This window comes from Kaistella haifensis DSM 19056 (assembly GCF_000735695.2).
GTDB classification, from domain to species: domain Bacteria; phylum Bacteroidota; class Bacteroidia; order Flavobacteriales; family Weeksellaceae; genus Kaistella; species Kaistella haifensis.
The window spans coordinates 43,498-58,777 of record NZ_JASZ02000009.1 but is presented as its reverse complement, the minus strand read 5'-3'; the positions used below and the strand labels follow the sequence as shown (position 1 = coordinate 58,777).

The following is a 15,280-nucleotide window of genomic DNA, read 5'->3' as shown; positions in this document are numbered from 1 at the left end:
TGATTAATATACGGATACCCAATCATTCACCCAATTCTGCCACAGAAATTACAGCGCCAACAAACTACTCGATAAAACAGATACAAAAATATCGCTGAGCAATCCTAATAATATGATTTTTAAACTTTCAAAAATCCCAAAATCTGCGTTGGTAATCGGATGAAAAATAAAAACAACTCGTAAAACCAAAGACACCACGAGATAAAAAATCCCTAAGTACAAAAACGGTTTGATTTTTTAGAATCCATTTATAAGTATTTATTCCTCTCAAATTCATAAAAAAGGAGATTTAAATTCATAGTAAAACTACAAATTTCCGAAACCAATATTCCCTTTTTTCTCAGAGAGATTTCTTTTAAAATCAATCATTTGCAAAGATGTTACTGCCGCCTCTATTCCTTTGTTTCCTAAGCTTCCACCGCTTCTGGCGATGGATTGTTCTTTGTTGTCATCGGTCAACAGACAGAAAATAGTGGGCACATCAGTTAAAATATTACAATCTTTAATTCCTTGTGCAACTGCTGAACAAACATAGTCGAAATGCGGAGTTTCCCCACGAATCACACATCCAATCGCAATCACCGCATCGAATTTTCTTTCTTTGCAAAGTTGCATTGAAGCATAATTGAGTTCAAAAGCGCCCGGAACTTTAAAAATTGAGATATTTTCTTCTTTTACGCCTTCTTTTTTCAAAACTTCTACCGCACCGTCGCGAAGATTATGGGTTACAAAATCGTTCCATTCAGAAACAACAATGCCAATTCGAAAAGAACCGGCATCATTAATCTGTAATGGTTTGTAATCTGAAAGATTTACCGTTGCCATTGTATATTTTATTTAGTAATATTTTACCATTTCGATATAGGAATCGGACATTCCGTTATCGTAATCTTGATATTTTTCGTCGATGGTAGAGAAGTATTTCTTCGCTTCAGCATTCTTTTTCAATGCTAATGCTACTAAACCTGCTTTTCTTGTGAAATAGTAAGAAGTGTAAGGATCATCTGATGCAGAAGTTGCTTTGTCTAATAATGATAAAGCTTCGTCATTTTTATTAAGGTTTATTTGGCAATCAGCCATTGCACCGTACTTCAAAGCCATCAAGATTTTATTTCCTGAAGAAAATTTATCAAGCAGGTCATATGCTTCTTGGTATTTACCTTCTTTGAATTTCAAAAGACCTGCGTTGTAAGCAGCAAGTTTCCCTACTTTAGTCCCAGAATATTCCTTGTATGTTCCCAAATAACCAGGATTTGCAGCAGTTTTTCCGCCTAAAGCTAATTCTTCTTTTCCGTCAGCTAAGTTTTTCTGAGCTGCAAGATAACTCAATGTAGCTTCTTCGTTTCTTGGTGCTACATAAAATTGCTGAAATGCAAAATAGCCTAACACTGCGATAACCAAAGCACCAAAAACAGTAATTAGTGTTTTAGAATGTTTTTCTAAAAAACGTTCTGTGTCCAATGCGCCACGGTCCAAATCTTTGAAAATTTCTACAGTTTCCTTTCCTTCTAGATCTTTTCGGTGGATGTTCGCTTTATCTTTTGCCATAATAGTATTAAAAATTGAAGTGCAAATTTAGATGTTTTATAACGATTTACAAAATTATGTCTGAAAAAACATTTTCTTTATTAAAAACACCGCAAAATAATGATTTTTTGAGAAGAATCTTATGCATCTTAATATTCTAAAATGCTGTAAACTTCTGCATTGAATTTCTTCAGAAGTTCCTCGCCGCGAAGGTCTTTTAAACCAATTAAAAAACTGAATTGAACAACCTTTGCCCCTTGTTTTTCAACCAATTGTGCTGCAGCTTGGGTGGTTCCTCCGGTTGCAAGCAAATCGTCGTGAATCAGAACTCTTTGTCCGGGTTTTATTTGTCCGGTTCGCATTTGGATTTCTGCCGAACCGTATTCCAGATCGTACTTTTCACCAATGAATGGTGGCGGTAGTTTTCCAGCTTTTCTGATCAAAATAAAAGGCACTTCCAATGCAACTGCTATCGCAATTCCGAAAAGATAACCGCGACTTTCAATTCCACAAACCGCATCTACTTTTCCCCGGCTGAAATTCACAAGATCAGCGATTACATCTTCGTACAGTTTCGGTTTAAGAAAAATCGGTGTGATATCTTTAAATTGAATCCCTGGTTTCGGAAAATCTGGAATATTTTCTATCGTATTTTCTAAATTTCGGATAAGTTCGCTTTTACTCATTTTTAATTGATTTTATAGCTTGAAATCTTCCATTCTCCGTTAACATTCTTTAAACCGAATGTCACCAAAAGCGAGGTGGTTTGCCCATTTTTATCAGTTACATCGTAGGTAGCGTTCACACTTGCGTTATTGCTACTTACACTATTTGTAGTGATATTTTTTACATTAATATTTTTCACAGCACCAAACCCGGTAGTCGGGTTGGAAAACGTTTCATAAGAACCCCAACTTGGATTATCCGACGTATCGTAGGCTCCTTTCAAGTTCTTCGCGCTCAAATTATTTAAAAATTTAGATACACTAGTTTTGGGATCTGCTGTGGCTGCTACAGGCGTTTCTGTAGTGGTTGCAGTTTGATCTGGGATTACAGATGGATCAGCAGTTACGTTGGTCGGATTATTAGCCGAATTTCCTGTAGGCATTAATAATGCTTTTGGATTTACAGTCACACCGATTTTGGACATTTTAAAGGTTTTCTTGGTTGTCTTTACAGAAACGGTGATGTCGATTTGGTTATTGGAAATTTTCTCGGCCGGCAAAGATGCAAATCGCATATTAAAGCCTTTGAAATTATTATCCAACATCAAATTTTTGGAGGTAAGAATTCTACGTCCGTTGCTGAAAACTTCAAGAACCGTTTCCAAAGCTGCTCCTTCGAAGACAATTGGGTTTCCTGAGCGATCGACCAACCTTGGTACGATTTGTAAGGATTTTGGACCTAAAACACTATCAACCGCCATAGGTTTTGTAATAATATTTAAGGAACTTGCCGAAATATCATTTGGATCCGATTCTTTTGCCATTTCATTTCCGAAAATATTCATTTCACCTAATGAAGGTGGTCCCGTACTGCTCCAGTCGATTCCATTTTTTTTGGCTACTTGATCTGCAAGTGCGAAAATCTCGGGAACTTTTTTTCCATCAATTAATTTTCCTAAAGCGTTCAGTTCGTTCACATCACCATCCGCTTCCACCCCGAATGTTTTCAGGATGTATAAAGCCTCACTGAATTTCACTTGCTTTAAGGTATTTAAACTCGATGCCATATCATTAATACTCGATTGCAAAGTTTTGGTATTGGTAGCATCTACGGAATCTTTCTTGCAAGAAATCATTAAAAAGCAAAAAAGAAACAAAAACACGATTTTCTTCATAAGTGATGGGTTTATTACAAATTTAAAAAAATTCCCGACAATGCCGGGAAATATTTTTTTTATGGTGATATAACAGCGTCCTCGTACAAAGTCTTCCAATTGAAATCTATTTTTGAAAAAATAATCATCTTAAAACTCAATGTTGAATTAGAAATGTTCATCTTTGAATTAAAAATATTCTTGATTGATTTAAAACAACTCAACTTTGAATTAAAAAGATTCATCTTTGAGTTAAAAAGATTCTTCTTTGAATTAAAACAACTCAACATTGAGTAAAAAAGGTTCAAGATTGAATTAAAAAGACTCTTCGTCGAATTTAAAGAGTTTAACATTAAGAATAAAGTCCTGATAATCGAATTACCAGGACTTTTGTATATTGGAATACCTTAATTAGAAAGGGTATTCGTAAATTTTAGACTCTTTAAGGAATGGGTTACCTTCCGGAAGTAATTTCAGCTTAGAAAGCGCTGTCATTACCACAAAGATGAATAAACCTACTCCGAATAGTACTGATCCTAAATTCAACAATAGAACTTCAGGAGTTTTCCAATAAGGGCCTACCGTTCCCGGCATCACCATATTAAAATAATCTAACCAATGTCCACAAAGTACAACTACCGCCATTACAGTAACCACCGTATAATTTCTCTTAATGCTAGAACTTACTAATACCAAAAGTGGAATAAGGAAGTTGATAATCAACATTGGTAAAAATGTTGGAGAATAATATTTGAATCTTCCGAAGAAATAGTTAACCTCTTCCGGAACGTTAGCATACCAATACAGCATGAATTGAGCGAACCAAGTATAAGTCCAAAGCATACTGGTAGCGAAAAGGAAAACTCCTAAATCGTGTAAGTGATTATCATTGAACTGAGGTAAAAATCCTTTTTTCTTTAAATAAACACTGATCAGAATAATAGCAGCGATAGAAGACGAAAGACAGCTTACCATCGCGTACCAAATATACATTGTAGAATACCAGTGCGGGTCGATTGACATCAACCAATCCCAAGCCCATGCTGCAGAAGCAAAACCAAAGAATGCGATGTAACCAACACTCCAGCTGTAATAGCTTGCATAGACTTTTCTACTTTTGGTTTCGTCAACTTTTTTTGAAAGAGATTTCAGTTTCCAAGCGAAGAATGAGGCTCCAACTACATAAATAATCGTTCTGATCGCGTAGAAAGGAATATTAAGGAAAATCTTCTTTTCAAAAAGAATAGCGTCGAAGTGAACATTTCCTGGTTCTGTCAATTCGGGATCCATCCAGTGAAAGAGATGCCCTTGGTGAGTGACATTCAAAATCATAATGATCAATAGGATTGCACCACCATAAGGAATATAAGAAGCAATCGCCTCCATAACTCTTAGAATGATGATAGACCAACCTGCGTGTGCCACATTCTGGATACAATAAAAGAACAATGCACAACAGCTTAAAGCAAATAAAAACACAGCAACTGTGTGAATAGCCGCCAATGGCTGATTGTGAACTTGCAAGGTCGCATGTTCCAAATGAGCTTCGTGATCTTGTGGACCAACCATTTCGCTGGAATGAGTAGGTGCATGATTTCCTCCGGCATGTACCGCTTCCATCATGTGTTCTATCTTTTCAGGGCTTAATGATTTATTCATAAAATAACCTGCACCAAAAAGCACTAATCCCAGAGCGATAAATATGATTGAATATAATCTTAATTTAGGTGAAAAACTATACATTTTTTAATACTTTTTTATTTTTGAGGAATAGTTGTTACACTTGCTGAAGCAACGACAGGAGTTGCGGGAGCAATTCCGCCTTTGAATGCACTCATTACATACATTGCGACTCTCCAACGGTCACCCGGTGTAAGTTGCCCTGCATAAGAACCCATTGCGTTTCTACCATTGGTTAAAACATAATGTACAGATCCTACCGTCATTTCTCTGTCCGCATAATTAGGAACACCAGAATAAGCTCCACTTACTACTATTGGACCTTGTCCGTCTCCTCCTGTACCATGACAAGCTGAACAAGTTTTGTCGTACAAACCTTTTCCTCTTTCTATATCAGCTGCTTGGTTAGCAGGATTAAGTGGAGAAGTTGTAATGGTTTTAGACTCATCGTAACCAGCATTATATTGATCAGGAGTCATTCTATCATTAGCAGCAACATCTGCAACTCCATCTTTATCATGAACAACAGTACCATTTACAGGTCCTAAGCCAGTAGCCCCATTATTTTTAACGAAAGCAGGAATCTCATTCTCATGAGTTGAATATGCATCTTCAGCTTTCATCAAAGGATCATAAGCTACAGGATAGTACATATCCGGAAAATACACTAAAGGCGGATTTTCTTTACTGCAAGAACTTAAGGAAATTGCTGCAAATCCTAAGATAGCTGTAATTTTTATAATATTCTTTGTCATTTTAAGCATCTTTTACAGTTATTTCTTCAACACCGGTATCAATCAGGATTTGCTTTACAGCATCCACATTATCTGTAACAAATTCCATCATGAATTTATCATCGGTAGTTCTAGGATCCGGGTTTTGAGGAGGACATCCTGGGTACATTTTGTTTCTTACCAAGAAAGTAAGCGACATCATGTGAGCTGCACAGAATACCATTAATTCAAACATCGGAACCACAAATGCAGGCATGTTGTGCGCCCAATCGAAAGCTGGTTTACCACCAATGTTTTGTGGCCAGTCGTGATTCATAGTGTACCATGTAACCAAGCTACCGATAGTAACTCCATATACTGCATAAAGAAAAGCAGCATCGGAAATTCTGGTTTTTCTAAGACCTAAGGCTTTATCAAGCCCGTGAACCGGAAACGGAGTATAGACTTCGTCTATTTTAATTCCTTTGTCGTTGAATGCATGTACGCCGTTCATTAAATCATCGTCGTCTGCATATATTCCAAATATTCTTTTAGTGGTGCTCATCTTCTTCTTTTGCTTTATAAGTTTCACCAGATATTTTCAAAATAGACTTTAATTCAGCCTGTGCAATTACAGGGAAAGTTCTGGCGTACAATAAAAATAACACTCCGAAAAATCCTATCGTTCCAAGGAATACTCCTACATCAATGATGGTTGGTTTAAACATGGTCCATGAACTTGGTAAATAATCTCTTGAAATGTTGATAACGATAATATCAAATCTTTCAAACCACATCCCGATATTGATAATCAAAGCAATAATAAATGTTGCAAAGATGTTGGTTCGTACTCTTTTGAACCAGAATGCTGCAGGAACTACAAGGTTACAGATAATTAGCGACCAGAATGCCCACCAATAAGGACCTGTAGCTGCTCCAGGAGAAAGATAAGTAAAATCCTCGTATCTTGATCCTGAATACCATCCTATGAAATACTCGGTTGCATAAGCTACAGTTACCATTCCACCTGTTACGATGATTACGATGTTCATAATCTCAATGTGGTACTTGGTGATATAATCTTCCAAGTGACAAACTTTTCTTGCAACAAGCAATAAGGTTTGTACCATTGCAAATCCTGAGAAAATTGCTCCCGCAACGAAATACGGAGGATAGATGGTAGAATGCCAACCTTTAATTACCGAAGTAGCAAAGTCAAAGGATACCGTGGTGTGTACCGAGAATACCAATGGTGTAGCTAAACCAGCCAATACCAAAGATAATTCTTCGAAACGTTGCCAGTGTTTTGCTTTACCACCCCATCCGAATGCTAAGAATGTATAGATTCTTTTCGTCCAAGGAGTTTTAGCACGGTCTCTGATCATCGCAAAGTCAGGGATTAATCCCATAAACCAGAATACGGTAGATACAGAGAAATAAGTTGATATTGCAAATACGTCCCAAAGTAACGGTGAGTTGAAGTTAGTCCAAAGTGAACCAAACTGGTTTGGCAAAGGGAATACCCAATAACCTACCCAAACTCTACCCATGTGGATTACAGGGAAAAGTGCTGCTTGTACCACGGCGAAAATCGTCATCGCTTCAGCAGAACGGTTTACTGACATTCTCCATCTTTGTCTAAATAATAAGAGAACGGCAGAAATTAGGGTTCCTGCGTGCCCGATACCTACCCACCATACGAAGTTGGTAATATCCCAACCCCAGTTGTTGGTTCTGTTGAGTCCCCATGAACCGATACCGGTACCAATGGTGTAGGCGATACAGCCAAATCCATAGATGAATAGCGTTAAAGCAATCCAAAATGAAATCCACCAAAGTTTTCCGGCTCTTTCTTCGATAGGTCTTGCGATATCTTCTGTAATATCGTGATAAGTTTTGTGACCAATAATTAAAGGTTCCCTTATCGGAGCTTCGTAATGTCCTGACATTTTTTACCTATTTATTATTTTTAAACATTGTTTTCTTTTCTGTTTCTCACTTTGGTATGGTAGAAAACGTTTGGTTTTGTACCAATTTCTTCCAGCAAGGTGTATCTTCTGTTTGTGCTGTATAATGCTCTTACTTCTGAAGTTTTGTCATTCATATCCCCAAACTTCATCGCTCCTGTAGAACAAGCATTCACACAAGCAGTAGAGAATTCGCCATCCTTTACTTTTCTACCCTCTTTCTTCGCTTCTAGGATGGTGTTCTGTGTCATTTGGATACACATTGAACATTTTTCCATTACCCCTCTTGTTCTTACCACAACATCTGGGTTTAGAACCATTCTTCCTAAATCATTATTTTGATTGAAGTCGAATTTATCATTAAGGTTATAAGTAAACCAGTTGAATCTTCTTACTTTATAAGGACAGTTGTTCGCACAATATCTTGTACCGATACATCTGTTATAAGCCATTTGGTTTTGACCTTGTTTCCCGTGAGAAGTAGCCGCTACTGGACAAACTGTTTCACAAGGAGCATGATTACAGTGCTGACACATTACCGGTTGGAAGATCACATCAGGATTATCCGCTGGGTGGTTTAGGATTCCGCTTTCTTTATCGAAAACGTGACCATACATACCAGGAACATTAAGATCAGCAGAGATAGCTTCTTCCTGAGACAGTTTGCTATCTTTATTTTTATCAATTTCCGCAGGAACCGAAGTAGAATAATAACGGTCAATTCTCAACCAGAACATATCTCTGGACATTCTTACTTCCTCTTTACCTACAACTGGAACGTTATTTTCCGCTTGACAAGCGATTACACAAGCTCCACATCCTGTACATGAATTTAAATCTACAGATAGGTTAAAATGTGGTCCATCAGTATCATCGAATGCATCCCAAAGGTCGATTTTTCCAGCTGGTAAAGCACCACCAATGGTATGATATTCTAAAGGCTTGTTCCAACCTAATTTTTCATCGTCGAATTTCACATTAAGGAAAGTATCCAGAGGAACTTCTCTTGCGATTTCGTAACGACCCATCAAAGTATTTTGAAGCTGCATTCCTGCAAATTCATGCTCGTCACCTGTTTTTTCAATTTTTACATTGGATAAAACCGAGTTCGAACCATCAAACAAAGGATATGCATTAACACCAGTTTCTGCTACTTTACCTGAACCTTTTTTACCATAACCTAACGCCAATCCCATAGATCCTTCCGCTTGTCCCGGCTGAATAAATACCGGTACATTCTTGATGGTAACGCCGTTTACCGTAAGATTTACCACGGATCCGTCTAGCTGCATTCTTGCATTTAGATCATTATTAAGTCCTAATTTTTCAGCATCTTTAGGAGAAACAGTTAAGTAATTATCCCAAGAAAGTCTGGTAATTGGATCTGGCATTTCCTGCAACCATGGGTTATTGGCTTGTGTACCATCACCGATAGAAGTTTTGGTATAAAGAACCAATTCCAAATCAGACGCTTTGAAACCAGACAATTGAGCTACTGCTTGAGCAGCATTTCCGCCGGCATAAGAAAGTGTGGTAGCAATTCCACCTTCTAAAACTCCGTTATAAAGAGCTTTGTTGAAAGTAGTTCCACCGATATAGGAAGCTGCATTAGCTTTCAAATAGTCATAATAGTTATTCGCTGCGCTATTTTTACCATTCATCCAAACCAAAAGAGATTCTTCAATCTGTCTTGACTTATAAATTTTCTGAATGGTTGGCTGCATCAAAGTATAAACTCCGGTTTGTGGAGTCATATCTCCCCAAGATTCCAACCAATTGGCAACCGGGATAACAGCTTTCGCTGCTTTGTACATTTCATTTTTCTTATCTGCAACAGCAACTACACAAGGTACTTTTGCTATTAATTTTTTGAAATCTTCCCCTTTATTGTTTGAATAAATTGGGTTAACATTGTTGGTAATCAATACACCAACTTGACCTGCATTCATCCAAGATAAAAACTCTTGATATCTTAACGCATCAAATTCTTTTAAGAAACTAGCTTTCCCTGTGAAAGCAGTAGATCCCAATTTTTGGTTGATCAAATGTGCTAAAACATGAGCCGCTTTCGAACCATCAGCAAAAACAACAGCGTTGCTGCCTTTTGCTTGCAATTCTTTCACGATTTCAGCTGCTTCTTTGCTTGTCGCGCCTCCATTTAAACCATTGTAAACTTCTACAAGAACTTTGTTTACAGCACTTGGTTTCAATTTAATTCTAGTATCAGCATTTGCCCCCGTTAAAGACATGTTGGATTCCACTTGAATGTGTCTCAACATATCTGGACCTGGTTTTCTAGCAGCAGCATAAGAAGTTTCTAATGAACCTCCGTTATAATCGCCTAAGAAATCAGCTTGGAAAGAAACAACCAACTGAGCTTTTGCAAGGTCATAAACCGGCAATGCTCTTTGTCCGAAAACTTCCTGAGCAGCATCTAAAGCTGCAGTATGAGGGATTGCATCGTAAGTAACTAATTCCGCTGTTGGATATTTAGCTTTAAAGTCTGCAAATAATTTTTTGAAAGTTGGTGATGCGTAAGAATGAGATAAAACCACGATTTTCTTACCTCCAGCTTGCGCATCTGCCAAACCTTTTAGAACGAAATCGTCAACATTGTTGAAGGTATCGTCTTTTCCATCCAATTTGGGCTGCTTTACTTTATCATTATCATAAAGTGAAAGTACAGCTGCTTGAGCTCTAGCACTGGTTTTACCCAATTCTTTAGCTAAAGGATTTGGTTCTATTTTGATTGGTCTACCTTCTCTGGTTTTTACTAAAACGCTAGCAAAATCGTATCCGTCGAAATAAGTTGATGCGTAATAATTAGGAATTCCTGGGATAATTTCGTGGGGTTTTACCACGTAAGGAATTGTTTTAAGAACCGGAGCTTCACAAGCTGCTAAAGTAACCGCTGCTGTGGAAAATCCTAAAAGCTTTAGGAAATCTCTTCTTGAAGTTCCAGATTCATTCGATTGACCATCTCCCAATAACTCATCCACCGGAATTTCGTTCTGAAATTCTTTTTGAGCCAGCTTAGCATTTAAGCTTGGATCTTTCAGTTCGTGAATACTTCTGAATTGTATTTTATTTGAAGCCATTGATACTTCTAATTTTTGTTATTAATAATGACATTTACCACACTCAAGACCTCCAATTGCATCTACCGTAATCTTCGCACCTGAACCATATTGTTTTTTCAGTTTTTCGTGTAGATTTTTGAAGTACTCTTTATTATAACCGTTGTTCATATCAACTTCTGTTGTTCTGTGACATTCGATACACCAACCCATTGTAAAATCATTCGCCATTTGCACAACATTCATGGTATCAATTTGACCATGACAAGCTTTACAGACAACATCAATCTTAGCATCAGGATTCTTTTTGTTGAAAGAATTGATAATCGCTTGCTCACCTGCTACTACGTGTTGAGAGTGATTGAAGTACACGAAATCAGGCATATTGTGAATTCTAGTCCACTCTACTGGCTGTGTTTTGCCTGTGTATTGTTGTTTTTCAGGATCCCAACCTGTTGCTGCATAAATTTTCTTGATTTCGCCGTCATAGAAAGCTTTGTCTTTTCCTGGCTCCATATATTTTCCGTTATACTCAGAAATAGTTCGGTGACAGTTCATACAAACGTTCATAGATGGGATTTCGGAAACTTTACCATATTTCGCAGAGGAGTGACAAAGTTGACAGTCAATTTTATTTTCACCCGCGTGAATCTTGTGCGAGAAGTAAATTGGTTGCTCCGGCTTATACCCTTTATAAACTCCGATCCACATCATCCAGTTCCAAATTCCATAAGCAGCTAATACTCCGAGAACCACCAATATTCCTTTGCCTACATAGTGATATCTCTTGTACATATCAGCAAATGAAGTAGCTCTAGTTTCATTAAGTCCTGCTAATTCTTCGGATTGCTGAAGTTTTACAAGTTGTCTTAATTTAAATAGCAACCATAACAAAAGACCACCGATTGCAAATAAAGAAATTAAGATAATTTTAGAATTAGCCGATTCTTTTTCTGCCGCTTCCAAAGCCGCCATAGAATCCGTTCCAGCAGTAGACGCTGCATCCGCTGCAGGTTCTGGCGCCGGCGGATTGGTGGTATACTCTAAAATATCATTAATATCCTGATCGGAAAGAGCAGGAAACGCAAGCATTTCCGTTTTATTAAACTTTTCGTAAACTTCATTGGCATATTTATCGCCAGAAGCTCTCAAAGCTTTATTGTCTTTAATCCATTTGTGAAGCCAATCCGTGTCTAGATTTTGCTCTTTTTTAAGTCTGTCTACTACGCCGCCTAATGCAGGCCCAACCATTTGTTTGTCCAATGCGTGACACGCGGTACAGTTCGCTTTAAAAAGCTTTTCACCGTTCTTAGCATCTCCTTGAGCGTAAATAGAAGCACTGGTCGACAGCAATAGACCTATTGCGATAAGACCCCTTTTGTAATGCTTTCTCCAACTAATCATTTATAAAATCTTGGGTTAGTAAAATATTTTGAGTTTACTTTTCAATAGCGCAAAAATAAGACTTTTAACAGAAAATTAACGCTGGAAGAAAGAGCAATTGCCGTTTTTACTTAATTTGTATTAATTCTAAATAACAAATGTTGGTATGATTTTTATTTGTTATAAATTTGCGAAAAATAATTTTTTGATGAAATATATCCTTAAAATTTTCACCGCGTTTTCTTTCGTGATGATGAATCAGATTGACGCCCAGCAAGTTGTGAAAAACGATACCATTTCCGGAACACCACTTACCATAAGTATGGACAAAAAAGTGGATGATCTACTTACAACGATGGAGAATAAATGCGCTACCACAATTGCAAATTCCTCTTCAGATAACACTCCCAGAACATCTACACCAAAGATTACCGTACCGGAAAAAGAACTTTCCCGTGCTGAAATTTGCAGAAGAAACCCAAGAATTATGGGGTATAAAATTCAACTTGCAGTAGTAAAAAGCAACGAAGAAGCCCGCGAAGTTGGGATGTATTTCCGCAGAAGATTTCCTAACATGAAAGTAGAAATCGATGCTTCGCTACGACCAAATTATAAAGTGATGGCAGGCAGCTATATTTCCAAGCAAAGCGCTGCAGGCGATTTAGCGAGAATTAAAAACTATTTCAAAGGTGCAATTGCTGTTCAGTATCGAGTTTTCTGCGTTGAAGCAAAATAATTTTCACATTTTTAAAATCAAAAAAGCTCAGAAAATTTTCTGAGCTTTTTTATTTAAATCGAATTTCAATTTTAGTTTTTCACCAACAGTCGGAAACCTTCGCCGTGAACGTTGATAATTTCCAAACCGTCATCATCTTTCAATAATTTTCGAAGTTTTGCGATATACACATCCATACTTCTCGCGGTGAAATAGTTTTCTTTTTTCCAGATTTTCCTAAGCGCCAAATCTCTCGGCATGAAATCGTTTCGATGCAAGCATAGCAATTTCAGCAATTCGTTTTCTTTGGGCGAAAGTTTATACTCATTATCGCCAACTCTCAACTGACGAAGCATCGAATCGAAGAAAATATTGGAAATTTTAAATTGTTCTTGCTCTTCATCTTCCAAAACTGCACTTCTTTGCAATATCGCTTTAATTTTATACAACAAAAGCTCTGTATCAAATGGTTTGGTGATATAATCATCGGCTCCGAGTTGATAACCTTTCAAGATATCTTCGCGCATATTTCTCGCAGTGAGGAAGATAATTGGGGTGTTTTTATCAATTCTTTTAACGTCTTCAGCTAAACTGAAACCGTCTTTTTTTGGCATCATCACATCGAAAATACAAATATCAAATTCGTTTTCCGTGAATTCTTTCAAACCTTGTTCACCATCTGTTGCAAGGGTAACTTCGAAATTATTTATGGTTAAATAATCTTTTAAAACAGCACCAAAACTTTGGTCGTCTTCTACTAATAAGATTCTGTTGCTCATAATTTATTTATTTAAATTTTGTGTGATAAGATTGTTTTCCAAATCTTATTTTATTTTTTGTTAATTTTCAATTAGCTCATTGGCAATTTTATGGTAAAAGTACTTCCCTTTCCTTTCTGAGAATCTACAATTATTTGTCCTTTGTGCAATTCTATGATCTTTTTCACGTAGGAAAGTCCTAAACCTTGTCCTTTTACATTGTGAATATTTCCGGTTTCTTCGCGGAAGAATTTCTCGAAAATTCTGGTTTTGTTGTCGGTTTCCATTCCCATTCCTTTATCGGAAATCTCCACAACATACCAATTACCTTCATTTCGAGTCCTCACTTTTATTTCTGGTGCTTCCGGCGAATATTTATTAGCGTTATCAAGCAAATTCACTAACGCATTGGAAATATGAAACTCATCAATTTTAAATTTATAGCGATCCGTATTGAATTCTTGGGTGAGCGTACCATTTCGCTGCGCTACGATCAATCCGAAAGATTCGGTAATTTCTTTAATCAAAGCTCTTACATCGGTTTCCTTCAAGAAAAGTTTCACCTCATTTCTTTCTAGTTTCGACATATTGAGAACGTTTTCCACCTGTTTTTTCATCCTCAAATTTTCTTGTTTGATTAAGCCGGAATAATACTTCACTTTCTCCGGATTGGTCGCAATTTTATCGTTCGCCAAAGAATCTGTCGCAACCGAAATCGTCGCCAAAGGCGTTTTGAACTCATGCGACATATTATTAATGAAATCGGTTTTCACTTCCGCAATTTTCTTCTGCTTCATCATGTAATTAATGGAAATAATATAAATCCCCAAAATCGTAAGCAAAGACATGATCGTCCCAAGAAGCATCGGCAAATTAGTCTTTGCAAGTGAATATTTTTTATCTGGAAATACGAGAGCCAAAGTATAAAGCGTCCTATCTTCGCTATCGGTAAAAAGCGGATAGGTATAATCGCTTTCATCTTTTCCAGCTTTATAAATATCATTAACAACTTTGGTGATATTGTTCTTCTTATCCATCACTGCAAAGCCAACTTTCGTTTTTAAACCGTTCAATTTCAGCTCGTTATCCAAAACAGAATCCAAAGTTTTGACGTCCACTCTTTTCTCAATCGGAAGATTCGAAGCACTTAGTTTCGCAAATTCTTTCAGTGCATAAGTATTATTATTGATGTCCTTGCTAAGTTGTGCAGTAAGTGGTTCCGAAGAATTTCCTTCTTTTTTAATTTTCAAAATCCCTTCGTCGGTGTATAATTTGGTAAGTTTTAGACTATCACCTTTCTGAGAAATCGGAAATTTTTGGTTTTCAACGATACTTTTCTGAAAAGTAATGGTTTGTCTGTTCGCGGAATCGGAATTTTGCTGAATATAAGTTTGCGTCGGCTGATTGCTGCTATCAACCACATTCTTGGCGAAATTTTTATAATCCTGGTTTAGGTATTTATCGACTTCCAATTGCTGGGTTTTGAGCGCAGTAGTTTCGAGTGCAGAATACACTTTGTTCGAAAAATCCTGGTTCAGCGCGGAATACAGCTCTTTTATCCAATATAATTGTAACGTGACGAAAACAATCATTGAAATCGTCATCAATACAGAAATAAATGGAATAAACTTATTGTTCATT

General features: G+C 37.1%; 13 protein-coding genes. 1 reads left to right on the top strand and 12 read right to left on the bottom strand.

Annotated elements, in window-relative coordinates; all coding sequences use genetic code 11:
- Window positions 1-306: 306 nt before the first annotated feature.
- The 10 genes from ribH to AP75_RS05830 form a co-directional block, all read right to left on the bottom strand.
- A complete protein-coding gene (gene ribH, locus AP75_RS05875; protein WP_031501973.1) occupies window positions 307-825 on the bottom strand; it encodes a 6,7-dimethyl-8-ribityllumazine synthase in 519 nt (172 codons plus the stop codon).
- Between the two features lie 12 nt (window positions 826-837).
- Entirely contained in the window at window positions 838-1,548 is a 711-nt protein-coding gene (locus AP75_RS05870) for a YfgM family protein (RefSeq protein WP_088263836.1), read from the bottom strand.
- A gap of 128 nt (window positions 1,549-1,676) precedes the next feature.
- Window positions 1,677-2,213, bottom strand: coding sequence for an adenine phosphoribosyltransferase (locus AP75_RS05865; RefSeq protein WP_031501971.1), 537 nt, complete (start codon window positions 2,211-2,213; stop codon window positions 1,677-1,679).
- Window positions 2,214-2,215: 2 nt separating this feature from the next.
- Window positions 2,216-3,367 carry an NTF2-like transpeptidase gene (locus AP75_RS05860; RefSeq protein WP_031501970.1) on the bottom strand — a complete coding sequence of 384 codons (1,152 nt, stop codon included), beginning with the start codon at window positions 3,365-3,367 and terminating at the stop codon, window positions 2,216-2,218.
- Window positions 3,368-3,757: 390 nt separating this feature from the next.
- Window positions 3,758-5,089, bottom strand: a complete 1,332-nt coding sequence (locus AP75_RS05855; RefSeq protein ID WP_088263834.1) for a quinol:cytochrome C oxidoreductase — start codon at window positions 5,087-5,089, stop codon at window positions 3,758-3,760.
- Between the two features lie 14 nt (window positions 5,090-5,103).
- Window positions 5,104-5,790, bottom strand: coding sequence for a c-type cytochrome (locus AP75_RS05850; RefSeq protein WP_031501879.1), 687 nt, complete (start codon window positions 5,788-5,790; stop codon window positions 5,104-5,106).
- Entirely contained in the window at window positions 5,783-6,304 is a 522-nt protein-coding gene (locus AP75_RS05845; RefSeq protein ID WP_088263832.1) for a DUF3341 domain-containing protein, read from the bottom strand. Before AP75_RS05845 ends, AP75_RS05850 begins: the two co-directional genes overlap by 8 nt.
- Entirely contained in the window at window positions 6,291-7,688 is a 1,398-nt protein-coding gene (gene nrfD, locus AP75_RS05840; protein ID WP_031501878.1) for an NrfD/PsrC family molybdoenzyme membrane anchor subunit, read from the bottom strand. Before nrfD ends, AP75_RS05845 begins: the two co-directional genes overlap by 14 nt.
- A gap of 20 nt (window positions 7,689-7,708) precedes the next feature.
- The gene (locus tag AP75_RS05835; RefSeq protein WP_088263830.1) at window positions 7,709-10,804 is read right to left on the bottom strand and encodes a TAT-variant-translocated molybdopterin oxidoreductase; all 3,096 of its coding nucleotides are present in this window, start codon (window positions 10,802-10,804) and stop codon (window positions 7,709-7,711) included.
- A gap of 21 nt (window positions 10,805-10,825) precedes the next feature.
- Complete coding sequence (locus AP75_RS05830; protein WP_031503569.1) at window positions 10,826-12,187, bottom strand: c-type cytochrome; 1,362 nt, start codon at window positions 12,185-12,187, stop codon at window positions 10,826-10,828.
- Between the two features lie 187 nt (window positions 12,188-12,374).
- Here AP75_RS05830 and AP75_RS05825 point away from each other — a divergent pair, with 187 nt between their 5' ends.
- Window positions 12,375-12,902 carry an SPOR domain-containing protein gene (locus AP75_RS05825; protein ID WP_031503567.1) on the top strand — a complete coding sequence of 176 codons (528 nt, stop codon included), beginning with the start codon at window positions 12,375-12,377 and terminating at the stop codon, window positions 12,900-12,902.
- A 71-nt stretch (window positions 12,903-12,973) separates the two neighbouring features.
- Here AP75_RS05825 and AP75_RS05820 read toward each other — a convergent pair whose 3' ends face one another.
- Both AP75_RS05820 and AP75_RS05815 read right to left on the bottom strand, forming a co-directional pair.
- Window positions 12,974-13,660: a response regulator transcription factor gene (locus AP75_RS05820; RefSeq protein ID WP_031503565.1), complete on the bottom strand. Its 687-nt coding sequence runs from the start codon at window positions 13,658-13,660 to the stop codon at window positions 12,974-12,976.
- Window positions 13,661-13,731: 71 nt separating this feature from the next.
- Window positions 13,732-15,279 (bottom strand): sensor histidine kinase, encoded by a 1,548-nt coding sequence (locus tag AP75_RS05815; protein WP_088263828.1) that lies wholly within the window; start codon window positions 15,277-15,279, stop codon window positions 13,732-13,734.
- Window position 15,280 lies beyond the last annotated feature (1 nt).

Bases quoted from the DNA above. Each gene is read 5' to 3' on its own strand.
- ribH (WP_031501973.1), bottom strand. From the start codon at position 825: ATGGCAACGGTAAATCTTTCAGATTACAAACCATTACAGATTAATGAT.
- AP75_RS05870 (WP_088263836.1), bottom strand. From the start codon at position 1,548: ATGGCAAAAGATAAAGCGAACATCCACCGAAAAGATCTAGAAGGAAAG.
- AP75_RS05865 (WP_031501971.1), bottom strand. From the start codon at position 2,213: ATGAGTAAAAGCGAACTTATCCGAAATTTAGAAAATACGATAGAAAAT.
- AP75_RS05860 (WP_031501970.1), bottom strand. From the start codon at position 3,367: ATGAAGAAAATCGTGTTTTTGTTTCTTTTTTGCTTTTTAATGATTTCT.
- AP75_RS05855 (WP_088263834.1), bottom strand. From the start codon at position 5,089: ATGTATAGTTTTTCACCTAAATTAAGATTATATTCAATCATATTTATC.
- AP75_RS05850 (WP_031501879.1), bottom strand. From the start codon at position 5,790: ATGCTTAAAATGACAAAGAATATTATAAAAATTACAGCTATCTTAGGA.
- AP75_RS05845 (WP_088263832.1), bottom strand. From the start codon at position 6,304: ATGAGCACCACTAAAAGAATATTTGGAATATATGCAGACGACGATGAT.
- nrfD (WP_031501878.1), bottom strand. From the start codon at position 7,688: ATGTCAGGACATTACGAAGCTCCGATAAGGGAACCTTTAATTATTGGT.
- AP75_RS05835 (WP_088263830.1), bottom strand. From the start codon at position 10,804: ATGGCTTCAAATAAAATACAATTCAGAAGTATTCACGAACTGAAAGAT.
- AP75_RS05830 (WP_031503569.1), bottom strand. From the start codon at position 12,187: ATGATTAGTTGGAGAAAGCATTACAAAAGGGGTCTTATCGCAATAGGT.
- AP75_RS05825 (WP_031503567.1), top strand. From the start codon at position 12,375: ATGAAATATATCCTTAAAATTTTCACCGCGTTTTCTTTCGTGATGATG.
- AP75_RS05820 (WP_031503565.1), bottom strand. From the start codon at position 13,660: ATGAGCAACAGAATCTTATTAGTAGAAGACGACCAAAGTTTTGGTGCT.
- AP75_RS05815 (WP_088263828.1), bottom strand. From the start codon at position 15,279: ATGAACAATAAGTTTATTCCATTTATTTCTGTATTGATGACGATTTCA.